The organism is Paenibacillus sp. NPDC056579, from assembly GCF_042793215.1.
Lineage (GTDB): Bacteria > Bacillota > Bacilli > Paenibacillales > NBRC-103111 > Paenibacillus_S.
Genome location: NZ_JBHTVD010000001.1, coordinates 745,963 through 771,337, shown reverse-complemented (window position 1 = coordinate 771,337; position 25,375 = coordinate 745,963). Strand labels below are relative to the sequence as shown.

24 protein-coding genes are annotated in these 25,375 nt (G+C 51.2%); 4 read left to right on the top strand and 20 right to left on the bottom strand.

The window, feature by feature from the left end; genetic code table 11:
- Positions 1–82 precede the first annotated feature (82 nt).
- The 4 genes from ACFQ88_RS03475 to ACFQ88_RS03460 all read right to left on the bottom strand — a co-directional run bounded on the left by ACFQ88_RS03475 (position 83) and on the right by ACFQ88_RS03460 (position 3,384).
- On the bottom strand, positions 83–337 hold the full coding sequence (locus ACFQ88_RS03475; protein ID WP_379451930.1) for an HPr family phosphocarrier protein: 255 nt from the start codon (positions 335–337) through the stop codon (positions 83–85).
- 191 nt (positions 338–528) lie between these two features.
- On the bottom strand, positions 529–1,971 hold the full coding sequence (locus tag ACFQ88_RS03470) for a nicotinate phosphoribosyltransferase (RefSeq protein WP_379451928.1): 1,443 nt from the start codon (positions 1,969–1,971) through the stop codon (positions 529–531).
- 70 nt (positions 1,972–2,041) lie between these two features.
- Entirely contained in the window at positions 2,042–2,575 is a 534-nt protein-coding gene (locus tag ACFQ88_RS03465) for a cysteine hydrolase family protein (RefSeq protein ID WP_379451926.1), read from the bottom strand.
- Between the two features lie 38 nt (positions 2,576–2,613).
- Positions 2,614–3,384, bottom strand: coding sequence for an NUDIX domain-containing protein (locus ACFQ88_RS03460; RefSeq protein ID WP_239635036.1), 771 nt, complete (start codon positions 3,382–3,384; stop codon positions 2,614–2,616).
- A gap of 169 nt (positions 3,385–3,553) precedes the next feature.
- Between ACFQ88_RS03460 and ACFQ88_RS03455 the strand changes: the two genes are divergently transcribed.
- Complete coding sequence (locus ACFQ88_RS03455; RefSeq protein WP_379451923.1) at positions 3,554–4,420, top strand: AraC family transcriptional regulator; 867 nt, start codon at positions 3,554–3,556, stop codon at positions 4,418–4,420.
- 137 nt (positions 4,421–4,557) lie between these two features.
- Here ACFQ88_RS03455 and ACFQ88_RS03450 read toward each other — a convergent pair whose 3' ends face one another.
- From ACFQ88_RS03450 to ACFQ88_RS03430, 5 genes are all read right to left on the bottom strand, one after another.
- Positions 4,558–6,084, bottom strand: a complete 1,527-nt coding sequence (locus ACFQ88_RS03450) for a glycoside hydrolase family 43 protein (RefSeq protein ID WP_379451921.1) — start codon at positions 6,082–6,084, stop codon at positions 4,558–4,560.
- Between the two features lie 14 nt (positions 6,085–6,098).
- Positions 6,099–7,232, bottom strand: coding sequence for a hypothetical protein (locus ACFQ88_RS03445; protein WP_379451919.1), 1,134 nt, complete (start codon positions 7,230–7,232; stop codon positions 6,099–6,101).
- A gap of 24 nt (positions 7,233–7,256) precedes the next feature.
- Positions 7,257–8,819 (bottom strand): glycoside hydrolase family 43 protein, encoded by a 1,563-nt coding sequence (locus ACFQ88_RS03440; protein WP_379451917.1) that lies wholly within the window; start codon positions 8,817–8,819, stop codon positions 7,257–7,259.
- Between the two features lie 430 nt (positions 8,820–9,249).
- Complete coding sequence (locus ACFQ88_RS03435; protein ID WP_379451915.1) at positions 9,250–10,332, bottom strand: VanZ family protein; 1,083 nt, start codon at positions 10,330–10,332, stop codon at positions 9,250–9,252.
- A 177-nt stretch (positions 10,333–10,509) separates the two neighbouring features.
- Positions 10,510–11,544 carry a glycoside hydrolase family protein gene (locus tag ACFQ88_RS03430; RefSeq protein ID WP_379451913.1) on the bottom strand — a complete coding sequence of 345 codons (1,035 nt, stop codon included), beginning with the start codon at positions 11,542–11,544 and terminating at the stop codon, positions 10,510–10,512.
- A gap of 233 nt (positions 11,545–11,777) precedes the next feature.
- Here ACFQ88_RS03430 and ACFQ88_RS03425 point away from each other — a divergent pair, with 233 nt between their 5' ends.
- On the top strand, positions 11,778–12,641 hold the full coding sequence (locus tag ACFQ88_RS03425) for a helix-turn-helix transcriptional regulator (RefSeq protein WP_379451911.1): 864 nt from the start codon (positions 11,778–11,780) through the stop codon (positions 12,639–12,641).
- A gap of 100 nt (positions 12,642–12,741) precedes the next feature.
- Here ACFQ88_RS03425 and ACFQ88_RS03420 read toward each other — a convergent pair whose 3' ends face one another.
- The 6 genes from ACFQ88_RS03420 to ACFQ88_RS03395 all read right to left on the bottom strand — a co-directional run bounded on the left by ACFQ88_RS03420 (position 12,742) and on the right by ACFQ88_RS03395 (position 18,902).
- The gene (locus ACFQ88_RS03420) at positions 12,742–13,536 is read right to left on the bottom strand and encodes an ABC transporter ATP-binding protein (protein WP_379451909.1); all 795 of its coding nucleotides are present in this window, start codon (positions 13,534–13,536) and stop codon (positions 12,742–12,744) included.
- Positions 13,537–13,541: 5 nt separating this feature from the next.
- On the bottom strand, positions 13,542–14,420 hold the full coding sequence (locus ACFQ88_RS03415; protein WP_379451907.1) for an ABC transporter permease: 879 nt from the start codon (positions 14,418–14,420) through the stop codon (positions 13,542–13,544).
- A gap of 72 nt (positions 14,421–14,492) precedes the next feature.
- Positions 14,493–15,539 (bottom strand): ABC transporter substrate-binding protein, encoded by a 1,047-nt coding sequence (locus tag ACFQ88_RS03410; protein WP_239635027.1) that lies wholly within the window; start codon positions 15,537–15,539, stop codon positions 14,493–14,495.
- Between the two features lie 190 nt (positions 15,540–15,729).
- Positions 15,730–16,425, bottom strand: a complete 696-nt coding sequence (locus ACFQ88_RS03405; RefSeq protein WP_379451905.1) for a hypothetical protein — start codon at positions 16,423–16,425, stop codon at positions 15,730–15,732.
- 34 nt (positions 16,426–16,459) lie between these two features.
- The gene (locus ACFQ88_RS03400; protein WP_379451903.1) at positions 16,460–16,942 is read right to left on the bottom strand and encodes a DinB family protein; all 483 of its coding nucleotides are present in this window, start codon (positions 16,940–16,942) and stop codon (positions 16,460–16,462) included.
- A gap of 130 nt (positions 16,943–17,072) precedes the next feature.
- Positions 17,073–18,902 (bottom strand): 2-oxoacid:acceptor oxidoreductase subunit alpha, encoded by a 1,830-nt coding sequence (locus tag ACFQ88_RS03395; protein ID WP_379451901.1) that lies wholly within the window; start codon positions 18,900–18,902, stop codon positions 17,073–17,075.
- 253 nt (positions 18,903–19,155) lie between these two features.
- Between ACFQ88_RS03395 and ACFQ88_RS03390 the strand changes: the two genes are divergently transcribed.
- Positions 19,156–20,259, top strand: coding sequence for a LacI family DNA-binding transcriptional regulator (locus ACFQ88_RS03390; protein ID WP_379451899.1), 1,104 nt, complete (start codon positions 19,156–19,158; stop codon positions 20,257–20,259).
- 209 nt (positions 20,260–20,468) lie between these two features.
- Here ACFQ88_RS03390 and aac(2')-IIb read toward each other — a convergent pair whose 3' ends face one another.
- Positions 20,469–21,191 (bottom strand): kasugamycin N-acetyltransferase AAC(2')-IIb, encoded by a 723-nt coding sequence (gene aac(2')-IIb, locus ACFQ88_RS03385; protein ID WP_379451897.1) that lies wholly within the window; start codon positions 21,189–21,191, stop codon positions 20,469–20,471.
- 49 nt (positions 21,192–21,240) lie between these two features.
- On the bottom strand, positions 21,241–22,191 hold the full coding sequence (locus ACFQ88_RS03380; RefSeq protein ID WP_379451895.1) for a helix-turn-helix transcriptional regulator: 951 nt from the start codon (positions 22,189–22,191) through the stop codon (positions 21,241–21,243).
- A 99-nt stretch (positions 22,192–22,290) separates the two neighbouring features.
- Between ACFQ88_RS03380 and ACFQ88_RS03375 the strand changes: the two genes are divergently transcribed.
- On the top strand, positions 22,291–23,502 hold the full coding sequence (locus ACFQ88_RS03375) for an MFS transporter (RefSeq protein ID WP_379451893.1): 1,212 nt from the start codon (positions 22,291–22,293) through the stop codon (positions 23,500–23,502).
- 210 nt (positions 23,503–23,712) lie between these two features.
- Here ACFQ88_RS03375 and ACFQ88_RS03370 read toward each other — a convergent pair whose 3' ends face one another.
- The 3 genes from ACFQ88_RS03370 to ACFQ88_RS03360 all read right to left on the bottom strand — a co-directional run bounded on the left by ACFQ88_RS03370 (position 23,713) and on the right by ACFQ88_RS03360 (position 25,358).
- Positions 23,713–24,594, bottom strand: coding sequence for a GNAT family N-acetyltransferase (locus tag ACFQ88_RS03370; protein ID WP_379453561.1), 882 nt, complete (start codon positions 24,592–24,594; stop codon positions 23,713–23,715).
- 66 nt (positions 24,595–24,660) lie between these two features.
- Complete coding sequence (locus ACFQ88_RS03365) at positions 24,661–24,990, bottom strand: hypothetical protein (protein ID WP_379451891.1); 330 nt, start codon at positions 24,988–24,990, stop codon at positions 24,661–24,663.
- Between the two features lie 32 nt (positions 24,991–25,022).
- Positions 25,023–25,358 carry a hypothetical protein gene (locus ACFQ88_RS03360; RefSeq protein WP_379451889.1) on the bottom strand — a complete coding sequence of 112 codons (336 nt, stop codon included), beginning with the start codon at positions 25,356–25,358 and terminating at the stop codon, positions 25,023–25,025.
- Positions 25,359–25,375: the final 17 nt, after the last annotated feature.

The window sequence follows — 25,375 nt, the reverse complement described above, 5'->3', positions numbered from 1 at the left end:
CCGATTAAACAAAAAAGACCGCACCATCTGATCCCGGCGGTCCCGCACTTGTAAACTCTATTCTCTCTTAAAGCGCGAAGCGTCAATGCTTTTCCAGCAAGCTGCTCATCGCTTCAATAGCTTCTTCTTCATCGCTGCCTTTCGTTTGAATCGTAATGATCGTACCTTGACGAATCGGAAGAAGCATCATACCGAGAATGCTCTTGGCATCCAGCTGTATGTTTTCTTTCTCAAACTTAATTCTGATATCCGAGCTGAAATGGCTGGCCTTTTGGACGATTAACTGCAAATATTCCGGCTGAAAATCGGTAGCAATAGTAATTTCGTGCACCCTCATCATGATTCCTCCGATCCTCACTTATAATCGAATCCATCTGCTCCCCGCACGACGAATTTGATGTCATTATACTATAAAACTAGCGTATTAGTAAGCGTTATCAACACATTTATTTTTTATTTCTATCAAACAGAAAAAAGCCCGAAATACCAGGTGCTTGGCGGCTTCCTGGTACTTCGGCCCGCTGTGGGTCATAGGGTATGCTCGTGGATAAGATCCATCTTCAGCTGATAAGCTCTGGGGCTTAAGTTCACCGGGAAGATGGCGGGATTCAGCTTGCGCAAATATTCCGGCCAAAACTGAATTAGCTGCTTTTTATGGTGCGCCCGAATCTGCTCCAGCTCCGGCAGCTCGTATACTTGCACTCCGTTCTCGAAGATGGGAGTCAAGAGACGCTGCACCTCATAATTCTCGACATACTTGTAAATGTAAGGATGCACTTTATCGAACAGCTTCAGCTTCTCGCCACGCTGAACATCCGTCTCGTCAAACAACGCCACATAGTCGGCGATAGCCTTGCCGGTATCCCGGTTAATAATCCGGTACACTTCTTTTTTACCGGGAGTCGATACTTTCTCCGGATTGCCCGAAATTTTGATGACAGGCTCGAGCTCCCCATCCTTTTCACGGGCTACCAGCTTATACACGCCACCCAGCGCCGGCTGGTCCGCAGCGGTAATGAGCTGTGTGCCGACGCCCCAGCTGTCGATCTTCGCGCCCTGCGCCTTCAGGTTGAACATAATGTTCTCATCCAGATCGTTCGACGCTACGATGGCCACATAAGGCAAACCCGCGTCGTCCAGCATCGTTCTCGCCGTCTTGGACAAATACGCCAAATCGCCGCTGTCGAGGCGGATCGCCGCCATTTTCTTGCCTTGTCGCTCCAGCTCCTTGGCAACCTTGATGGCATGAGGCACGCCGCTGCGCAGCGTGTCATAAGTATCGACGAGCAGCGTCACCTGATCGGGCAGCGCCGCCGCATACCGCTCGAACGCTTCCTCCTCCGAATCGTTCGCCTGCACCCAAGCGTGAGCATGCGTTCCTTTGCTCGGAATGCCGAACAGCATCCCCGCTCTCATGTTCGAGGTGGCGTCGAACCCGGCGATATAAGCCGCTCTGGCTCCCCAGATGGCAGCATCCGCCTCCTGGGCTCTTCTCGTGCCGAACTCCATCAACACGTCATCCGGCGCCACCTGGCGAATTCTCGAGGCTTTGGTAGCGATCAATGTCTGGAAATTCATAAAATTGAGCAGCGCCGTCTCCAACAGCTGCGCTTCAAAAATCGTCGATTCAACACGGATCAACGGTTCATCGGGAAACACGATCGTCCCCTCTTCCACACTGTACAGCGTACCGCTGAAACGGAACTTCGCAAGCAGCTCCAGGAACGCCGGGTCATAATGCTCCTCCTGTTCCCGCAAATATGCCAGAACTTCCTCGTCAAACCGGATGCTTTTAATATAATCCACGATGCGCTGCAAGCCGGCGAACACCGCATAGCCGTTGCCGAACGGAAGCTTGCGGAAAAAGATCTCGAATACCGCCTTACGGTCAAGTGTTCCGTGAACCCAATGCGCATACATCATGTTGATCTGATATTTATCCGTATGAAGCGTCAAATTATCGTACGTCATGCTGATCCTCTCCATCTGCCAATTCCTTATTATTGTACATTGTTGCCTTGATCCGGCACATCTAAAACCATTACCGCAATACTGCGCCGAGCGTATGCTCAAAATGATTCAAAGCCCACGTATGTCCGGCTTCACTGAAGCTAGCGACCGCATCTTGATGGACGACGATCGAAAACCCTTTATTATAGGCATCCACCGCCGTATGCAGCACGCAAATGTCGGTGCAAACGCCGACCAGATGGATCTCGTCAATGCGCCGCGCGCGAAGCTGCTGCTCCAGATCGGTCCCGCAAAACGCGCTGTACCTCGTTTTATCCATCCAATAGATCTTGTTCTTGTTCGCTTCATACACGCCTTTGAGCTTGCCGTACAGCTCTCTTCCTTCCGTTCCCCTGATATTGTGCGGCGGAAACAACCGCTGTTCGGGATGATACGGATCCGATTCGTCGTGCAAATCGACGGCCATTACGACATAATCCCCGTCTCGGACGAAGCTGTCGGTCAATTCGGCTATCCGGTCCTCGATATCGATGGCAGGCTGGCCGCAAGGCAGCTTGCCGGTAACAAAATCTACCGTATAATCAATCACAACAAGAGCTTTCATATCGAACCATCCTCTTTTCAATGGGAATAGGGATCAACTCAGCTGTAAATGGACAGCTTCGGTACGTAATCGGTAAAGCAGTACAGCTGTGCGGCGCGCTGCGAATATTTATTCGACATCAAAGGCTTGCCGTCAGCGTCCTTGACTTCCTCGATAATTCCTTTCCTGCTTTGGGTCGATGTGATTTTGCGAATGAAGTTTTTCTCCTCGAAATCGGGAACTACCGTCTGAATGACCTGATACAGCTCGCTCATCGTGAACCGCTTCGGCAGAAATTCCTTGGCTATCGTTGTAGTCAGCATCTTCTCCCGGACTTTCATCAGCGCGTCCTGCAGGATGATCCGATGATCGAACGCCAGCTCCATTTCGAGCGCCTCCTGGACGGAAAATAGCCTGACATCCGCGGCATCGTCGCTCGCATGGCGTTTCTCCAAATACGTTTCGTTCACGAGCGCGAAAAATGCGTGAGAAATGATCCAGCCGCGGGGATCGCGACCCGGTGTGCTGTACACATTAAGGTATTCGATATGGACATCGTCCACGCCGGTTTCCTCGGACAGCTCGCGTCTCGCGCTTTCATAGATCGTTTCCGTCTCCTGGGAGAAGCCTCCCGGAAGTGCCCATTGTCCTGCGAACGGCCATTGCTTGCGTTGGATTAACAGGACTTGCAGTTCACGCACGGGCAGCGATTTCTTAATGCCTTGCTTCGTTTGAGCCGTAATGGTAAAAATGACGATATCCGCAGGCGCGCCATCGGGCGTTCGGTATTTACGCGGGTTGTAGCTGGATTCGTTCTCTTGGGAAGACATGGGGTTCACCTGCCGAGCTATCAATATTGTCGTTTTGATATTATCATTATGACATGTTAATTTTGTTTGTCAAGCATCTTTTTCCTCATCCGGGCAAGAAAATTCCCTGAACCTATAAAATCGTTATGTGGTAATATGAAATAAGCTCATGCTTGAGGAGGAAGCTCGATTGTCAGATATTTTCGGCCCTAAATATTTCATCGAGAATGACTCTTTCTCGATCCAATACATGTATCGCAAAGGCTTCTCGACGATGTCGACACCGCATTTTCATCCGTTTTACGAGATTTATTATTTGCTCCAGGGAGAGCGCACGTACTTCATTAACGGTAATATTTTTACCGCGCGCCGAGGCGATATGATTCTTGTAAACCCTTACGACGTTCACCGGACGACAAGCACCGACGTGCAGGAGTTCGAGCGGATTTTGGTCAACTTCTCCGAGACGTTCGCACCGATTGAAGGCTCTCCCGGCGGCTCGCCCTTTCTGCCGTTTGTTCAAGGCTCCCGCCTGCTCCGCTTTTCCATCAAGGACCAGACGATCATTGAGCAAATGATGCGGGACATGCTGGCCGAGTGCGAGCAGCAGCAGGAAGGCTACGTAGATTACGTCAAGTCGGTAATGCGGCAGCTTCTGATCAAAATATACCGGGAGAGCACAAGCAGCCGGCAGGAGCCGCTGCAATACGCCCATCCGATGCATCAGAAAATTTCCGAAATTGCCACCTATTTGAACGGACACTTTCACGAGAACGTAACGCTGGAGCAGATTGCCAAGCAATTTTACATAAGCACCTCGTACTTGAGCAGAGTGTTCAAGAAAGTAACGGGGTTTCATTTCCGCGAATATTTGCAGTTGATCCGTGTGAAGGACGCCCAGCGCCTGCTCAGGGAGACGAACGAGAAGGTGCTGATTATCGCCGAGAAAACAGGGTTCGAGCACGTTGCGCATTTCAACACGACGTTCAAGAAAGTGACCGGCATGACCCCGCTTCGATACCGCAAGCAAAATAAACAGCCGGGCAGTAGTTTGTAAAAGCAGCCCGTGACAGGGATTATGGCCGATAAGAAACATTCTCGGCAGGCTTCATGGTTTTCCCGGTCTCATCATCCCATAGAAAAAAGCCGAGCCCTGGCGTCGATCGCCTGGTTCGGCTTATGGTGTATTGCGGATCAGCACTCATAGTGAAACCAATCGAAATCGGCAGCAGCCCTGCTCCCCGTCCCGGAGCTGGTCGCATAGATGCCAACCATCGTACCGGTGAACGCCTTTTTCTCCTGCGTCCCCTCATCGCTCAAGAACTGAGCGTCCTCTATCGTCCCCACGTACTCCCATACCCGATTATCGCGGCTGTAATAGAAGCTTCGGTTCTCACGGTTTACCAGCACCTTGAAGTACAGCTCCTTGCCGGACCCTACAGGAACGACCTTCTCCTGCAAACACCTGCTTATGGATGCTCTTCTTTCGACCAGCCGGATCTTCAAGCCGTCATCGTACAGCAGACACAGCTTCACAAAGCACCGGGTATCGTAGTAGCACACAAGACCGGCCTGTTCGCCGTTCCTTTCCGGTTGAAACTCCATTTTCAAGCTAGCCATGTACCGGTGATGCCGTTCTCGCCGGACAATAACATTGCGCGAATCTATCGAATCGATATCTGCATCTCCCGTCCATAGCCGCAAATGGCCCGGCCTCTCGGTTAGCGACCATAAGCTGTCGTCAGGATTTCTGGCAAACTGCCAATGAAGCGGCAGCCGTTCGCCATTGAAGTCATCGGTGTCGATAGAAGGAAACAGCGTTTCCTCCAGCTCTGGCGCCTGTTGAACCATACTCGGCCCCTTGCCGTCATTCACCCGAAACCAGCCGTCTTCAGTCCACTGAACCGGATCAAGGCACGTTTCCCTTCCGAGCACGCAATAACTCCCGCCGATCGGCCGTCCAGCCAAGTAAACGATCCACCAATCCCCATGCTGCGTTTGCACCGGCTTGCCGTGACCGGCCCTCTGTATCGCCGCTGTCGGGTCGGATTGCGTCAGCACAGGATTGCCGGGGCAAGCTTCATAGGGACCGGTAAGCGACTTGGAACGTGCCACGGAAACACAATGACCGTACTCGGTGCCGCCTTCGGCCAGAATGATGTAGTAATAGCCGTCCTTCTTCAACAGATGAGGCCCCTCCGGCGACGCTTTGCCGGTACCCGGCCATAGAAGCAGCGGATCACCGACGGCAGCGGTCAAGTCCTCGTTCAGTCGCTGCAGCCTTGCCCCGCCCCCGCCGAACACCATATAGGCTGTTCCGTCATTATCGACGAAAAGGGAAGGATCCAGCCCCTCCTCATTGATGACCACCGGCTTAGAGTAGGGCCCCTCCGGTCTTTTGGAGGTCATCATAATATTTTGACGTCCCGATCCATGCAGGCGAAGCGTGGCGAATATATAAAACGCGCCGTTATGGTAAGAAATATCCGGAGCCCATATTCCGTAGGAATCCGGCAAGTCCGTAAGCTTAATATAACTGGAATCATTAATCGCATGGCCGATTATTTCCCAGTTCACGAGATCCCGCGAATGCGAGATGATGATGGCCGGAAAAAATTGAAACGTCGAATTCACCATGTAATAGTCATCATTGACTCTCACTATGGATGGATCGGGATGAAATCCGGGCCGGATCGGATTGGAGTACGTTCTGTTGGTCATAGGCCTTCCTCTCCTCACTTTATCCGCTGTTGAATTTGATTCAGAAAAGTCCCTGTATACGCAGTTAACGGCCGATGCTCCAGACCCGCCAGCTTGTAGCTGTATTCACGAATCAACAGCGATTGCGTCCCGGCGTTCATATCCCCCTCAACCTTACCTAGACCGATGGGAACCGGGACCGGCATGTAAGAGTAGACGGTTCCCTCTTTCACCTGTGCCACATTAGGAGCCGGCGGCGACTGGTGAATTTCTCTTGAAAATCCTCCGTCCGCACGCAGAAGCTTCCGCATATTGCTGACCGTTATGCTCAATATTTCGGCCAAATCCTGTGGTGAAATGTGCAGCTCATGACGGAAGGTACCGAGCAGATCGATCGGGTTGCGAATCCAGCACATATCGCTTGCTTCGTCCTCCCTCAAGGTTTGCTTAATCGTTTCATAGATACGATCCACATGCGGAACCGGCACGCCGAACGTAGAGTAAAAAGCATTCAGCTTAAACGTACCGGAAATGCGGATGTACCGGTTGCCTTCGCCCCATAGTCCGGTCTGCGGATCCTGGATCGAAGCAAAATAACGGGCACCGGCTTCGACGAACGCCTGCCGCTCCTTCTCTTCGAATTTGGCGATATGATGGTTTGGAGTTCCCATAAAGTCGCAGCCCCGCCAGCTGTTGCTCAGATCCACCGCTTTCAGCCATTCCACGTACGATTCCGGCGACCTCAAATAGTCCGGACGCAAATGATTGTTGTGAGGCAGGGCGTATAGCGGCTGCGAATCCAGCTTGCGAAGCGAGCCGGTGCTGTAGCCGAGAGCTCTCATCACCATGACTTCGTCCTTACGCATATTTTCGTTTTCATCATAAAAATAACCGGACGCCGGATCCTGCTTGTTTTGGAAAAAGAGTGCCAGCTTGCTCTTGACCGCAGGAGGAAGCTGCTCCAGCAAGCCCGATCGCTGCAGAATGGTTAATGCCTGTGCGGTCGATTCGATATCGGGGATAAAGTTCTCCATATCGAAGGAGCTTCTCGCGTAGTAGAATCCCCCGGAGACCGGGTCGTACTGACCCGCCAGCCAACCGTAAAATCCCGAAAACAATTCGTCCATTTCAGCTAATTGCTGTTCGATTTCCTGTTGTATCGCCGTCATATCCATTCACCCCTCAAATTAGTTTCAAAGCGGGACATATTCGAACCAGTCAAAATCCGCCGCATGGCTGCTGTGCTCCCCTTGGCTGCTGGCATACATCCCCATATAAGCACCGATAAAGCCACCCGCAACATCCGAGCTCAGAAGCGTTCCGTCCGCACTCTCCACCAATGGCAGCCACTGCTCCTGTTCCATAGCATAATAGAAGCTGTAGGCTTGTCCGATAGCCTCCACCTTGAAATACAATTTCGATGCCGTCATCGGCAGCGAGGCCAGCACGGCTTCTTCTCCTGCTTTTCGCTGAATGAGGCTGAGCTTCGATCCTTCCTCGCTCCAGCCATACTCCATCCGGTATTGATAATCGGGATTTTGCAGAAGAACCAATCCTGCAGTTTCACCTTTGCTGCTCGGGGTAAATTCCATTACCGTTCTGGCGGCAAAATCCATATGCTGCTGACGGCGTCCTACGAAGCTCGGATTCACACTGTCCGTTATTCGCTCCGGCTTCAGCTTCAGCCTCAAGTGGCCCGGGCGCTCGGACAAGGACCAGAACTCGCCTCTCGGAGTGCGGATGAAGTTCCACTGCATTCCGAGCTCCGCCGAGTCGAAATGATCGCAGGCCGGAGCCGATGCCCACCGCTTCTCCGGAAGCTCGGGACGGCGCATTTCCAGCTCCACGATTCCTTTACCGGGATTGACGACGGGCCAGCCTTTTTCCCATTCGAACGGCACCAGGAACGTCTCCCTGCCCAAATTGCGATAGTCCCCTCCATATGGTCGCGAAGCAAGGCATACCATCCACCACTCCCCGTTCGGAGTATCGACGATATCGGCATGACCGACATTGACGACCGGATAGCTTCTTCCCAAATGGCGATGGGTAAGAATCGGATTCATTTTGCAATTTTCATACGGGCCGGTGATCGTCTCGCTTCGGGCTATCGTCACCGAATGGGTGAAGCCAGTGCCGCCCTCGGCAATGATCAAGTAATACATGCCGTTGATTTTATATAAATGCGGGCCTTCCTGCGCATGAATTTGCTTCAATGCGCCGTCCCACAGACTGAATTTATCTCCAACCAGTTTGCCGTTCTCAACATCCAGCTCTTGCAGCCAAATTTCCATATGCTTCGGATACTGCTGGCCTGCCGGGGGCTGCCGATTGGCCATGACATAGGCTTTGCCGTCGTCATCGAAAAACAAGGAAGGATCGATCCCCGGTGCATCCGGAAGCCAGACCGGATCAGACCACGGTCCTGCAGGATCCTTGGCGGTAACATAAAAATTTCTCCGCGCGCCGGTAGCGCTTACGACGAACGTCGTAATCATGTAAAACGTTCCACGGTGATGCCGGATCGTGGCGGCGTATATTCCTTTGGACGTCGGCGTGCCGTCGAGATCAAGCTGCGAGGGACGATCCAGCACATGCCCGAGCTGCCGCCAGTTCACTAAATCTTTGCTGTGGAAAATAGGGACGCCCGGGAAATATTCAAAAGAGGAGGTAACTAAGTAGTAGTCCTCCTCTACTCGGCAAATGGATGGATCCGGATAAAATCCGGGCAATATCGGATTACGGAACGTGTTCATCTGAAGCTGTCTCCTTTATAGCGCAAATAATCATCAGCATGCTTGTCAAGCTGACATGCTCCCATTGTAGTTCAAGCAAATTCAAGATTCTATACGGATCAATGCTTTCTGCGCCTTATTATTTCATTTTCTTGTCATAGCTTCTACCGGTCTCGCGTGAACAAAAAAAGCATCCGGAGAAATTCCGAATGCTTGAGCGTGTCGTGAAAGCCACGAGACACGAATTTGTTTGTATACGCCAGTGGGGTATGCCCCTCCAGCCGCTATTGAAACCTGTGATTTTGAATAGAATTAGCGGTATTCTCACAGGTTTCAAAGGCGGACGTAAACTCTTCCGAGGCATACTCCCGCCTTGCTAATAAACAAATTTCGAAGATTAGGCTTTCTCGACACCCGGAAGCATCCGGAGAGAATCCGAACGCTTCTTACGTCACGATACAATATGCCGCGTGCCGCTTTTCGTTTCGTAGAACAGCCCCTTTTCCCGGTTATACAGCCGGTATGCCAGATGCCCTGCGAATAGGATGTCCACAGCCAACAAAGGGACTAAGATCATCCAGCCCAGGATGACGGAGTGAAACTGCACAGCCGCATACAATCCCAGCGCATGAATTCCGCCCAGCAGGAAATACAGCAGCCCGTAGCGGACGATCAATTCGGTTAACCGGATCCGGTCTCCCCGTCCCGCCAGCCGGATTCGCACGATATACTTGCCCAGCGTAATCCCGTTCGTCATATAAGGCAAAATAATAAAATAGGCAACCACCAGCGCGGCAAAGTAAATCGGATTCCCGAAAAAGTACAGGAAGACAGCGAATGGAATCAATGTGACCCAATCGATCTGAAAAGCGATAAACCGGCGCACATAGCCTACCCGGATCAATGACAAATCGACTTTATCGTCCAACTGATCCATACTCGGCAATACCTTGGAGAACAGCTTCATAAGCGCATACCCAAGCATACCCCCGATCGTATTCAGCATCAGATCGTCGATATCGAACAAACGGTACGGGCAGTCGTAAAATCCATAAAGCCCCGTATACTGCGTCCACTCGAAAAACAGCGATAATCCGAACGCAGCCGCGGTTGTCCACAGGAAGGAAAAGCGGAAATAATACCTGAGGAACATTCCGAGCGGGACAAGCAGCAAGACGTTAAACAATACCTGCAGCACAGCCCTTTCCTTGAACAGGACGGCATAAGTGGATGGAATATGGATATCTAGCGCCGTTTCTCTCCAAAAATCTTGGACGAATTGAAACGGAATCCACTGCGTAAACGTATTCCCGGATGCCGTGCACGTATGAGTAGTATCGGGAAGCGGCAAAATAACGAGATAATATGCGGTAATCAAATAAAGCAGCGCGGAATATACGACAAAGCCCCGAAACTTGTTCACATAACCGTACATCCGGTACTGGATAATAAGGAACGGAAGCGTAAACAGCAGTGCGGCAATAGGAAACGTCAGAAGCGCATAGCGGATGGGAAATAAGTAGGATTCAATCATTGGAAGCACCTGTCATCGATAGATTCGCTCAGTTGTAAGCTTCCCTAAGTTTACTCCGATCATCCTGACGATTGAACCGTCCCTAGGCTGGCCCTCTCCCCGACCTAAGTCTTGCAGATCATTAGGACTATAATGCAATAAATAAAAAAGCGGCCGACAAAGTCAGCCGCTTGCAGGTTATTCGCCAATCGGAATACACATATTCCATGTTTGCGTAGCTTTTTGAAAGCCTCCGGGACCGTTCGCTACCGCACAGAACAAGTGCGTCGGCTTCCCGTCCTGGAACAGCAGAAACGGTCGCTCGAGACTCCCCATAGTCTGAACCGTGCCGTCTTCCCATGTAATGGTCCTGGAATAAGCCTTCGGCGCTTCACTGAACGCCCACTCCTTACCGTCTCTGGAGAAGGCGTGAACTCCGCCGTGCTTCTCCCCGCCGATGTTGCCGTCCATATCTTTGGCTATCAATTCATAGCCTTCGTCCGTTTTCCAAATGAACGGATCTTCGATATGAAATTGCTCCGGCGAGAACAACGGATCATCCGAGCTGCGTACATAAGGACCTGTAAAATGTTCTGCATGAGCCACGCCGATAGTCATTTTGCCATGTACATTGCCTTCGTATCTTCTTGCTTTGTACACTAGCAGTGCAGAGCCGTCCGGACTAACGCACGGAGCCGGATTCGAAGTCAGGAAGCTGTCGAATTTGCCCGGGCGCGTTGGCAGCAGCGGCGAATCCGAACGTTCCCAAGGCCCGAATACGCTCTTCGACGTTGCAAGCCCGACACGCTTGTTCGCACGGCCAACGATACATCTCGGATCGTCGAGACCGACCTGTTCTCCTTCAGCAGGCTCAGGAAGCGGATGCGTCGAGCCCATGTAATATAACAAATAGGTGTCTCCGCATTTCGTAATATGCGGGTTATGCGTGCTGCGTCCGTCCCAGAACTGCGCTCCTCTGGCAGGAAGTACAACCTCTTGGAACTCGTATGGTCCTTCCGGCGTATCCGATACCGCACGCACTACTTCCGAAGCCATAATCCAGCCCGGATGCATGGGCAGCGATTGGCGCCAGCGGGAAGCGAACATATGAAAGCGGCCGTCCTCTCCTTTGACTACGGACCCGCACCACACCCAGTATCCTTCCATACGAAAACCGCCGTTCAATGGCGCCGGTTTCAGCTTTCGATGCAAATTCAAACCTGCAAGAGACATCCCTATTCTCTCCTTCTCTTCTATTATCGATGATTAAAAATAGCTATGAGACTTGTACTCTCCCCATTAAATCATATGCCTAAAGGCAGTACTAGAGAGAATTCCGATAGTTTTAAGCACAATATCAGTATTTTATTATGGCTGCAATCCTTGATTTTTCAGGATTCCCAAAGGTACAATAAGCAGGAATACGTAAAATTATACGCTTTCAAAATATCTCAGCGAGGACCGCTATGGACTGTTTAGAACTGCAAATACCGCCGCTGCCGCAATTTATGACGATCGGCCTGACCAAGCCGCCAACAGGCACCCACCATTACGAACGAAGCTTCTCATTATACGATCTGCTGATTGTAAAACAAGGCGCCTATTATATGACCGAGCAGGAGAAGGAGTATGAGCTGAAAGCAAACGATATTCTCGTGCTCGAGCCCCATCGCCGCCACTGGGGACATCAAGGAAGCAAAGAAGGTACCGAGCTGTATTACGTGCATTTCAAGCACTCCCTCCCGCTTCGTACCGTAACTGCGGACGAAATCCAATGGACGGCGGTATCGCCTTCACCGACTTACAGAGATTTAGAGCCCAGCAAACAAACCATGTACATTCCAAAGTCCGGTGCGATCGAGACGTCGGAGGTGTTCCCTTTGCTCGATCAGATGCTTCAGCTGAACAACCGCTTTTCCGTCGAAAATCAGCTGTCGCTGCAGACGCTTCTGTGCCAGTTTTTTGCACTTCTCCAGAAGCAGCTGCGGGCTCGCGTGTTTTCACCGGGCCAGAAGCTGAGCGAGCAAATCATCAACTATTTGTATGCGACCTCAGACCGGCCGTTTCGGCTTGATGACTTATCCAGACGATTTAATTTCCATATCGATTACTTGTCCAAATGCTTGAAGAAGCATACCGGAATGACGCCGCTGCAGTATGCCAACCGGATCAAGATGGAACAGGCCAAAGAGCTGCTGCACCACTCCGACCTGCCGTTAAAAGAAATCGTCACCAGGGTTGGCTTTACCGATTACAACTATTTCTTGCGCGTGTTTCGTCAGCATACCGGAATATCGCCTGCCAAATACCGTTCTGGCTATTTGCGTTAGCATTCATTGATGCATCAAGCGGCGTCGTCTCAGGTCCAAACAAAAAACGCATGTCCTGTCCATCAGGATCATGCGCTTTTCATTATGACTAACGTGCGTGTTAACCCAATACAACCCGGTCGTCCACGAATTTCTCGCCGCGGATTCGTTCGAATTCCCGCAGCAGCCGTTCGACCGTTAACGTCTTCTTCTCTACTTCCGGCACATCGAGAATAATTCTCCCTTTGTCCATCATGATCAGCCGGTTGCCGAGGCGAATGGCTTGCTCCATATTATGTGTAACCATCAGCGTGGTTAAATTCATTTCTTGAACGATTTGCTGTGTCAATCGGGTGATCAGCTCCGCACGGGACGGGTCCAGCGCAGCGGTATGCTCGTCCAGCAGCAGGATGCGCGGCTCCGTGAACGTAGCCATAAGGAGGCTTAACGCCTGCCGCTCCCCGCCAGACAGCAAGCCGACCTTCGCGTTCATGCGGCTCTCCAGATTCAAGCCAAGACGGCTCAGCTGCTCGGCGAACAGCGCCCGCTTCTTGGAGTTCACACCGAAGCCCAAGCCGCGGGTTTTGTTGCGGGCATAAGCTATCGCCATATTTTCCTGAATGGTCATCGTCGGCGCCGTACCGGCCATAGGATCCTGGAACACGCGGCCGATCCACTGGCTCCGCTTGTGCTCCGGAACGAATTGCACCTCTTTGCCTTCGATATGCACCGTTCCCGCGTCGGGAATCATGACACCGGAAATGATATTCATCAATGTCGATTTCCCGGCTCCGTTACTTCCGATCACGGTGACGAAGTCGCCTTCCTTCAGTTGCAGGTTAATGCCGGACAACGCCACTTTTTCATCCGGGGTTCCCGGGTTAAACAGCTTTGCTACCTTTTGCAGCTGCAGCATGATCGTTACTCTCCTCCCAGTTGGCTGGCTCGTTTCCGAATCAATGCCTTTTGCTTGAATTTCTTACGGATCATCGGTAATGCCAACGCGACAATAACGATTAATGCCGTCATAAGCTTCATATCAGTCGCCTCCAGGCCAACACGCAGCGCCAGCGCAACGATCAACCGGTACAGGATCGCGCCGAGAACGACCGAGAAGGTGGCCCAGATCACGGTACGGGCTCCGAACAACGCTTCGCCGATAATAACGGAAGCAAGCCCGATAACGATCATCCCTACGCCCATCGTAATTTCGGCAAACGCCGAATATTGAGCGACGAGTGCTCCGGACAGTGCAACCAGACCGTTCGATAAGCTGACGCCGGTAATGATCGTATTGTCCGTGTTGACGCCGAAGCTGCGAATCATCCGCTGGTTGTCACCCGTGGCGCGAAGCGACAAGCCCATATCCGTGTGCAGGAACCAATCGAGAAGCAGCTTCACGATAATGATGACGAACGGCATGACATAGAGTACATTAATATCCGTCATCAGCGTCGTTTCGCCGAGCAGCGGGATGTTGGATTTACCCATGATACGGAGGTTAATCGAATACAAGGCGATCATCATCAATATCCCTGCGAGCAGCGAGTTGATTTTGGCCTTCGTATGCAGCAATCCTGTGCAAGCTCCTGCAATAATTCCGCCTACAAAAGCGAACAAGGTTGCAAGCAGCGGCGACGAACCGCCTGCGATCAGGACGGATGCGATGGCTCCGCCCGTCGTGAAGCTTCCGTCAACCGTCAAATCGGGGAAGTCCAATATCCGGAATGTAATGTACACACCGAGCGCCATAATGGCGTAAATTAAACCGAGTTCCACGGAACTCCAAAAAGCGTCCATGTATGCAGCCTCCAAAAAAGAATGAAGAGCGACCTTCCCAATTAAGCGAAGGTCACTCCAAATTTCCTAATATTATTTCGCAGCAGCGTTCAACAAGTTGTTTTTGTCTTGCATTTTGCTCTTCATGGAGTCTGTAATTTCGACCCCTTGCTGCTTAGCTGAATTTTGGTTGATGATCAGGTCCAGCTTATCAGGGAATGTAACCTTCATGTCGGCTGGCTTCGCACCGTTTTTCAAAATCTCAACAGCCATTTTGCCGGCTTGATAGCCGTGATCGTAATATTTGAAGCCGTAAGTCGCGATAGCGCCTTTTTCTACAGTGTCGCGGTCTGCGGAGAAGAAAGGAATCTTCTTATCATTGGCAACTTTAATGATAGATTCTACTGCGCTGATTACCGTGTTGTCCAAAGTTGTATAGAATGCGTCCACGCGTCCAACCAGAGACTCGGCAGCCTGCTTCACTTCGGAGCTGTTGGCAACCGCTGCCTTCACCACTTTAATATTGTGCTTGGCCAGTGCCGCTTCAGCTGTTTTCAGCATGACAACCGCGTTAGGCTCGCCTTCGTTAATAACAACCCCGACGTTCTTCACCTTCGGAAAATCGGAAGCGATAAAGTCCATCAGCTTGGTGATCGATTCAGGGTTCGTATCGGCAGCACCGGAAACGTTGCCGCCCGGCTTGTCCAACGATTTAACCAGCTTCGCGCCGACAGGATCCGTAATAGCCGCGAACAATACCGGCGTATCCTTCACATTTTGCACTACCGCTTGAGCGGACGGAGTTGCAATCGCCAGCACCAAATCCTTCTTATCCGATGCAAATTTTTGAGCAATGGTTAAATTTGTCGTAGAGTCGCCTTGCGCATTTTGATAATCGACCTGCAAATTATCTTTATCTACGAAGCCCCCATCTTTCAATGCCGCAAGAAATCCTTCCCGCGTTGCGTTCAAAGACGGGTGCTCCACGATTTGGGAAATTCCGATCTTAACGACTTTCTTATCCGGTGTACCGGCAGCACCACCGCTATTGGATGCGGTTCCAGTACCTTTCGATCCACAGCCGGCCGCGAAAATCAAAGGTACGGCAACGAGCAGCGATAAAATTTTTGCTGATTTCATAAATTGACCCCTCCTGTGTATAGTGAAAAAGCTTTAAAGCGCTAATGCTATATTATTACGGTTGGCCGACCCCGTCAATGATAAAGCACCTTTTTACATTTATTTACTTTTGATCAAATCGCAGCACATATGAAATACCGTCTTTTCCTATTATTTGCATAATGAATCCATTTCATTTCTTTTTACCCATTCATCCTGGATCGGATTCCTTCTCTTCCTTATATTTCTTCAAATGAGGCAGCCTGAAGGTTCCTTGCTGGTTATCAACGGCGAGCTTGACATCATTCGGCCAAAATGTCCCCAGAATCGCAGGATCTACGCTGCCCGCAAAATACAAGGACTGCACTACTTTACCGTTGTTCACAAATAAAATGGTGTAGTCCGTCTCGTTGCTGTTCAAAAAAGAGCTTCGCGTCCAAGTATAGCCCAGCTTGCCATTAACCTCGGATGGAGATACGTAGGGGCCGAAAACAATCAACCGATCCCAGTCAAAAGGCGCTACAGAAGCCATGGAGATCGGAGCTCCGTCGGTTCCGCCGCGCAATGCCTCCTTGAACCGTTTCGCAAGCTCCGCCTGCCGGAGTGGGTTCACTGCTTGACTTTCATTCGCGGTCAGCTTGCTCACACTATATAGAACGGGAGTCAAAAAAAGCAGCAGACTGAGTCCTATGAAAGCACTTTTCATCCGTACGCTTCGAAAGCAGGAGCTGACGATGACCATCCCCCCCACCGCCAGCCCGAAAGGCAGAAGAATACCGGTAACACTAATCATACTGAACGAAGAATCGAATTCGTCGATAATCAGATTCAACATTTTATATCCATATAAATAGATTGCGGCTAATACGGCATAGATCAAGCTTGCGATGATTCGCTTTATTGTCATTTCCGTTCCTCTAAGCTTTGTAGGTATTGGCGTGCTAGTTACTGCGCAAATCGTTCAGGTAAAACGCGTAATCGCTTGAGACGCTTTTATGTCCTAGCTGTCTAAGCATCGTAGCTATGTTGCCGCGGTGGTAGGTTCCATGATTGACTACCGTCAGTACAATTTCCTGTATCGTATTGCTCATCTCTCTGCCCTTGCGGCTGCTAAATTGAATCGGCTGTGCCGGATCCGATGAATCCAGCACTATTTCGCGCGTGGTTTGATGCAGTGAAGCATACAGCACCTTCCATTCGTAAATCGACATATTGCCATCCAAGCTGGAATACGGAAATTTCGCACTTAGAACCGACCGCCAAAAATGCTCTCCGTTATAGACGTGCAGCAGTACGTCTCCGATACTCCGAAACCCTTCCGCAAATTCCGCACTCAATACGGCTTCAGGCAGCTTCTCCAAATGCTCGAGCAAGGTCTTATACGACCATATATGGAACTCATAAAACTCTACCGCAGCATTCATATGGATTCCCTTCCTTCCTATGTAGGAGATATCGATTATAAGAAAAGAGAGAGAACGGGTCTCTCTCTTGCTGTTACGTATATTTTACATGAATTGCATACATATGGAAACTACAACATCTCGGTCGCTTTCATCGTTTATGCCTCCCCTGCTTCCTTCGGTCGTTGAGCTCATCCCGTCTACCTTCGTTATAGATGCCGATACAGGCTGCTGTCAGTTCCGCCGGCATAAATACCGTTCCATCATATTTTACTATGGAATGGAGCCTGTCGTCGCTTCCGATTCCTATTCCGTAGTGAAGACGGATCAGCGAAGCTAATTGTCCCGTTGCATTATGCTCCACTACGAGTACCCGGGATGCTTGCGAGATGGAAGCAGCTAAAGCGTCCACCGGAAAAGGATGCAGCTGACGAACGACGATACGCTTCGTCTTTATGCCTAATGCCTCCATCCGGCCTCTCGCCTCGTCCATAACCCCTCTCGTCGAGCCCATGCCGATAAGGAGCAGATCCGGATTCTCGTAACCTCCATCCGAATCAATTGGATGCGTTATAGTAAAATCCTTCAGCTTCCGCATCCGCTTATCCATCATTCGCTTGCGGTTATCCGCACTTTCCGATGCTCTCCCGAACGGATCGTGTTCGACCCCGGTCACATGATGAATACCTGATTTGGTGCCTGGCAGTATCCGGGAGGAGATGCCGTCAGCGGTAAGCTCATACCTGCGAAACGATTCACCTGAGTTCGCTTCCGCATCCGCTGCTCCTAGGGGCCGCCTGTCCCCATCGGAAAGCAATTTTCCCCGGTCTATGGATATGCGGCTGAAATCCAATCTGTCTGCACATTGCTTACCCATCGCCAGCTGCAGATCCGTCAATACGATAACCGGACATTGGTACCGTTCGGCGAGGTTGAACGCTTCCACCGTATCGTAAAAGCACTCCTCGACGGTGCTTGGCGCAAGTACTATCAGCGGAATTTCCCCATGAGTCCCGTGAATCGCCGCCATAACGTCGGATTGCTCTTGCTTCGTCGGAAGCCCGGTGCTCGGACCTCCGCGCTGCGTGTCGAAAATGACTACTGGCGTTTCCGTCATGCCCGACAGACCGATTCCTTCCAGCATCAAAGAGAGGCCCGGTCCCGCCGAAGCGGTAAATGCTCGCACGCCGCCGTAATTCGCCCCTATCGCCATCGTAATAGCGGCAATTTCATCCTCCGTTTGAATCACGGTTCCGCCGAACCTTGGCACCTGCTTGATCATATACTCCATAATTTCCGTTGCCGGCGTTATGGGATAAGCCGCCATGAACCGGCAGCCTGCTGCGATCGCTCCAAGTCCGACGGCTTCATTTCCGATCATAAAAAGCTTCGGTTTACCGTCAGCGGGAGCCAGCTGCAGCTCGGGAAGCGAGCCTCCGGCCAGCCTCAATGCATAGTCGGCCCCAGCTTGTGCGGCCTGCTTGTTTTTGAGCACTACCGCTTCCCCTTTGTGAGCAAACTGCCGTTCGATAGCCTCGAAAAAAAGCTCCATCGGCAATCCTAGGAGCGCCCATGAGGCTCCCGATGCAGCCATGTTTTTGAACAATGCCGATCCGGCCTGTACCGCGATAGCGGTCATTGGAATGGGGAGCAGTCGTGCCGAGATGCCGTCGGGAAGCACAGGACCCCACTTCTCGTCCGCAATGACAATGCCCCCGGCATGGAGCTCCTGCGCATTCCGGTCAATCGTTTCCTGGTCAAGAGCGACCAGAATGTCCAGATCATCCGCTGTGGACCGCAGCGGCTTGGTGCTGATGCGGATTTTGTTATTCGCATGGCCCCCAAGTATACGAGATGAGACATGCCTATAGCTGTACAAGTAATATCCGAGCCGTGACAATGCCCGCGAAAAAACTTTATCCGTGCTCTCCATCCCTTCCCCTTGCTGGCCTCCCACTTTCCATGACAGCTGCTCTCTCATCCCATCGTCTCCCCTTTTCATTCAAGCCTCGTTTCATTTCCATTTTATGGAGAGAGATCTCAGCTGAACAGAACCGCTTTTCGATCAAACTAATCTCTTATCGGCATGTAATCAATAAAAATCATTCTATTATCAGCATCGTTGTGACCGTTTTATTTTCACTAACAAAACAACTGACACAGATGATACAATATATGTACATTCAATTAGATACAATAGTGCTACATCCTTCCATAGAAAGGTTGAAACAAACATGACATACGCCTATGAAAGAATTAAAGCGGATATTCGAAGCCGCGTGTTGAGCGGTACTTGGGGGCACGGCGTGAAGCTTCCATCCAGCCGTGACTTTGCCGCATATTATAGCTCCAGTGTCAATACCGTCGAAAAAGCCATCAAGGAACTGGTGGAAGAAGGCTTGCTGTCTCGCGACAGCCGCAGAGGTACTTATGCAGGGGAATTCATTGCCGCCGGCATGTCCAATCCCGAACGATCGGGGCTTATTGCCGCTACTGTAGTCGGTATTGAGAATCCCGTTTGGGCAAGCGCCCTAAGAGGAATGGACGACGAAGTGCATCAATACGGCTGCAGCCTGTTGTCGTCGAGCGATGATGGAAGCTTCGAGAAGCTGGAAACGACGATCAAGGGGCTTATCGCCAAACGGGTGGACGGTCTGATCATGTGCCCTATTTTGGAAAGCGGCCAGCAGCATGCCAACGCCCGGCTGCTCCGGCTTTTATCCGACAACGGCATCCATACCGTGCTCCTGGACCGATACGCTTACGATATGGACGCGCCCTATGTAACCAGCGATAACCAGATCGGCGCCTATAAGCTGACACGTCTTCTGTTGGACCACGGACACCGCAGCATCATGTTCGTCCGCAACTCCCATTTGCCCACGCTGAACGAGAGGTGGCTTGGATTCAAGCAAGCGCATATCGATACAGGTCTCGAAGCCCCTTCCGAGTTGGACGTGTTCATTCCGATGCAAATCGAAGATTTTAAACAAGGCTTCGAAGCACACCGCCCTTTTTTCGAACAAAAACTGAAACAGCTGCAATGCTCCGCTGTGTTTTGCGCCAATGATCAGACAGCCGAGGCGGTCATGATCTGTCTGGAAAAGCTCGGCTACCGTATCCCGCAGCATATATCTCTCGTTAGTTATGATACAGCCAGCTTAAACTACCGGCTTCGCTGCGATGTAACCGGCATCAATCAGCCTTTCTACGAGATGGGCCGAACAGCCGCCAAACAATTGATGGGGATGATTCGCGGCGGTCAGCATCATGGAGTCATAGGCCATCTGTGCCAGTCCACTTTACATATGGGGACTTCGATAAAACAATACAGTTGAATTACTAATTCTAGTAAAACTCCCTCTAATAATACAATAATCAAAATAATCATCATCACATGTGTTTTTCTTTATTTTTGCATCAACACAGATAATACAATACCCCACTATTTTCCATAAAAAAATACCCCCAAAAAGAGGGAGTGACAGAGAGATCGCGATCCAGAAAAAGGGGAAGGGTTCCATCAACATCCTTTTCGTCTGCAAGGTTAATAAATGGTAAAATTGCTTCCATAGAAGGATAACGCTAATTTACCGGCCACGCTTCGGGATGCATGATTATCCCAAGAAGTGCTGTATAACGGGAGGCAGCCCGCTTGCCGTACTGCCATTGCCCATCCGGCGACAACTTCTTGGGCATATCCGTTACCGCGAAACCGCTCCACGGTCTCCAGCCCTGCTTCGTGTGCCTCGGATGTGATACGGACGCTGCGGCATACCGAAACGACCGCTCCATCGAGAACAAGCGCCACACAAGGCTGCACGTAGTCGATCTCCTCTTCAAGCCATTGCAAATCGCCGAGCACATAATCCGCAATAGTCTCCCGGTTGAGACCTACCACCTGCATTGTCGGCGCAGCATAGGCAGGAATTAGAAAGCACGGTCCCATGGTGAATCGCTCCCCTTGAAGCAGGTTCATATAGTCCTCTAAATGCTTTGGTTTAGCCTCGATATCCGCCGCTATCCGTTCGTCAGAGCATAAACCTTCCAGCTGCTCGACGAGCTGCTCCGGAACATCGTGCCGAAATCGGCATAAAGCCGTCCCTTCTGTCGTCCGCCCCAAGAAAAAGCGAGGAGCCTCGGCCTCTCCGGGCCATGGCTCGTTAATCGCGCGAAGCCTCATGCTTTGGTCGTGCGTGAACAGCGCGTTCACATGAAGCTCCATCAGCTGCCGGACTGTTGGGATAAGCTCTTTCTTATTCGTATTCATGCTTTTATTCCTCCAATGTTAAAGTAACGGTTCATGTACTTATCTTAGCTTATTCGTATTTGGACATGATTTCCTTGAACAGCGTTTTCATGAATCCGATCAGCTCCGGGGGGCGCTCTACTGTCGCCTCAACACCCAAACCTATGAAGAACCGGGCGTAAAAGGCAAGATCATTCCGAGGAATGGGGCCCTCCAGCCAGCCGGTTCCGTCCTCCCGGATATGCAGCAGAGCTCCGAGCCATAATGCCGCCTCGCACATTTGAACGCCATGACGGCTCAGTTCTACGTAAAGCTCGGACGCCGACTCCTTCTCCGTCTGGAAGAACGACTCCCGGTTCCCCAGATGTACGTCCCGCAAATCCAACGGCTTCATACCTGACGTATCATAGGCCACCGAATGCATGCGGTCGCAGCGAAAAATACGAAATCCTCGGCGGAGAAAGCAGTACGCCGGGCAAAACCACAAGCCGTTATTGGCGTAAATTCCGATCGGCTGGATGCTCCGGCACGCCTCCTCCCCTTGCGACCCGTATTCGATGCGCAGCACCTTCTGTTGAACGGCCGCCTCAAGAAGAATGGACAGATAGGGAGATTCCTGCTGTCGGGTCGGCGTTACAAAATCCACGCGGTTTTTCATCTGATCAATACGATCTCTTACATCCCCGGACATATGCAAATAAAACTTATCTAATGCAGATGCGGATTCGGATTCAAAAGGCAGCGACGAATAATGCCGCAGTGCATAGACGGCAAAAAACATCGCAGCCGCCTCTTCTTCGGAAAAGGCGATAGGCGGCAGTATTCGTTCCTTCAATACCTGGTAGCCGCCATGAGGACCTACCTCCGAATATAGCGGGACGCCCAGCTCGCTTAATTCCTGCAGGTCTCTAAGCATCGTTCTTGTAGATACGCCAAACTCCTGCGCAAGCTCCTTCACCGTAAATTTCCGTTTCCGGTTTACCGTCATCATCAGTTCCAGCAGACGCTTTGATTTGGACATGCCTAAGACTCCATTATTTTTATATTCATGACAACTGTTGTCACTATTATCTACTACAATGAGGTCAAGATCAAATTTTAAAAGAAAATGGTGAATACAATGAACAAATGGATCGTTTTGTTTTTTCTGATTATGTTCGTAATCGGTACGGACACGTTTCTGATTTCCCCGCTGATCCCGACATTGCAGCAAAGCTTCGCCGTCCCTACCGAGATGGCGGGATGGATGATGGGAGCCTACACCTTGGGCTCGGCTGTGTTCGCGTTGATCGCCGGCCCCTTATCCGATGGACTGGATCGTAAAAAGGTACTGCTCTACGGACTGACCTGCTTCGCCGTTTCCACCTTCTTGTGCGGCTTCGCCGTCGATTTCTGGACGATGTGCCTCTTCCGGTTTTTGGCGGGGGTCAGCGCTGCTTTTACCGCACCGCAAGTATGGGCCGCCATTCCGACGCTGTTCCCTCCGGCCAAAATCAGCAAAGCGCTGGGCGTAGCCTACGCAGGGCTCGCCATCTCTCAAGCGCTCGGCGTGCCGATCGGAAGCTTGCTTGCTGCAGGCAGCTGGTCCCTTCCCTTCTGGACCATCGGCATCTTTTCGCTGCTGCTGGCGGGTACCGTCTTGCTCATTGTGCCCAGCATGAAACCGCAAAAGCTGCAGCAGCCGCAGCAGGAGCGGCAAGGGGCTAAGCCTTCCATATTCAAAAGGTACGCCCCTCTGATGGCAAGCGGCAAAGCTAGAGGCACCTTCCTCGCTTACTTTTTTGTACATTTAGGGAGCAGCGCGGCGTTCGCTTTTCTTGGAAAATGGATGTCGGACCGTTTCACGCTTTCGATCGATGAGACCGGCTATGTGATCATTTTCCTGGGGCTTGGTAATTTTCTCGGAAGTCTGCTCAGTCCGTATGTGATAAAAGCGCTAAACCAGATTCGGACGATGACGGCGGGGATGCTCCTAATCATTGCGGCTTATATTGCCCTTCCTTATGCATCATCGGTATTTTTAGTCAAGGGCGTTTACTTTCTCATTTTCACCATTCTCGGCATCTTGTTCCCGCTAATGGTCGGTCTCTTGAATAGCTTAAACCCAACCATTCGGGGCACGATCTCAAGTCTGGCTACATCTACCATGAACGCGGCGACGACGTGCGGGGCTTGGGCGGCAGGCATGCTGTATGCGGCTTTCTCCGGCTATTCTGCCGTGGGGATTTTTACGGGAGTCTGCCTGGCATGCTCGCTGCTTGTATTTATCACCAGCGGGGCGCTATCTCCCTCTTCGAACCAAGCTGAGTCCAAAACCGAACCTGCCGCTTAAAGTCATGTTTCGGATTAGGCATGGAGTCCAGCCAATGTAGAATTGAAGCATTTTGTTTCTTTCGTCATAATCCAGTTAATGTGAGGATTGCTTTTTGCTTCAAAATGAAAAAAACGCGCCCCGGCGCGTTTTTTTAGTTAGCGGTGAATTCACATGAAATTCAGCATAAGTACGGCTGAGCAAGAGCTCTCTTCTGCTTAACAGCCCCAGCTATAGGTCAAGAACCGCCCGCTTGTATTCTGTGACGACAGGCTGCATCGGCATAAGGAGTCTGTCCGCCACCTTCCGCATTCGCTCGTTTCTCGACAAGATCTGGATAACGAGATAAGTAGCATCGGATCTGCTCACCCTCTGTGCGGTTTGCGCTGCTAAGGCCAGACCTAACCCTTGATCGCGATAAGACTCGCGAATATATAAGGCCCGGTACAGCAGCGTATCCTTCAGCTCCCTGTCGACGATCGACCATCCGACGATTTCATCGTCTATCTTCAGCACCAGACTGCAGCTGCAATCGATGGTGCTTTCAGCGTGAAGCGGTGCGAAGTAAGCATCGAAGTCCTTTTCCTGAAGTGAATTCATGGCCATCAATTCGTCCCGCTGCAGCTCATTCCACGGAATGACCCGGCAGCGTGCAGGCAGCTTGAATCTTTGAATCCATCGGCTGTCTCGGCCAACAGAGATGTCGCATCGGTAGTAGCGGCTGTATACTTCGGGCAGCTGCCAATCGGATTTGGCCAGCACCCTCTCCAGCGCCTTGTAATTGTTTAACGCATAATACTCGATGCACGCCTGCTTCCAACGATTTCGCTCAATAGACGCCCTGAGCTCCTTCATCAGAGCTGCACCGATGCCGAGATTGCGGAAACTCCCGCCCACGAAGATGGACAGCACTCTAGCGAGCTCGTCTTTAGTAGGCGGATGAACGAGGAGAAGACCGACAGGCTGGCCCATAAAGCTGGCCCCAAGCGCTATTTTCCGCTCGCCCGAGTCACTTCCAGCTTCCGGCTTGACCAACCAATCCTTGTAGGAGCGATACGTAAATTGCCGATAGGCTTCAGCAGTTTCAGGCGATAAAGCAATAATTTCAAGCACTGTCAAGCGCCCCCTCTCCTCAAAAAAAAAGAAGCCGAAACGATCATCTCGGCTCCGCCTTCAGCATTATCTTTTCTTTGTTTTCTCAGGGTATGGAGGACCATAAAGGATAAACGCAGAGAAAGAAGTACCTCCTGCGACTTGCTCCAATTCCGATTCATCGAGCTCACGCTCTGCGTCGGATGAAGGTGCGTTGATCAGCGTCTTGGCTTGGAGTTCGCCATTCTCACCCTCAGAAATCTCGATTTCAACGCCTTCCGGCAATTCCAAGCCCGTCAACTCCTGTACCGCCCGCTTCGGATCGGCCAGAGCCAAAGCCCGAAATTGAGCATCCTCCGATGCGCGCTGCTTAAAAACCTCAAATTGCTCGTTAGCTTTCTCCAATGTCCAGCTCATTCGTTATCCCTCCATAAATGGGTGTAAATGATTTATCTTCTTTTCGGCGGAAACCCTGTCTTGACTGTCGAGTCGTACTGAATGAAGCTGGCAAAGGTTGTACCGCCTGCAACTTGCTCCAGCTCCGCTTCATCCAACTCTCGCTCTGCGCTGGAAGCCGGGTCGGTGAGCAGCGCCTTCGCCTGAAGCTCTCCGTTCGCGTCTTCCGTAATGACGATTTCGATCCCCTCCGGCAATTCGAGCCCGCCCAGCTCCTCGATCGCTTTCTTAGGATCGGCCAACGCCAACGCCCGGAATGTAGCGTCTGCCACAGCACGCTGCTTGAAAAGCTCAAATTGCTCAGTTGCTTTTTCAAAAGTCCAACTCATTAAGTCCTGCCTCCTTC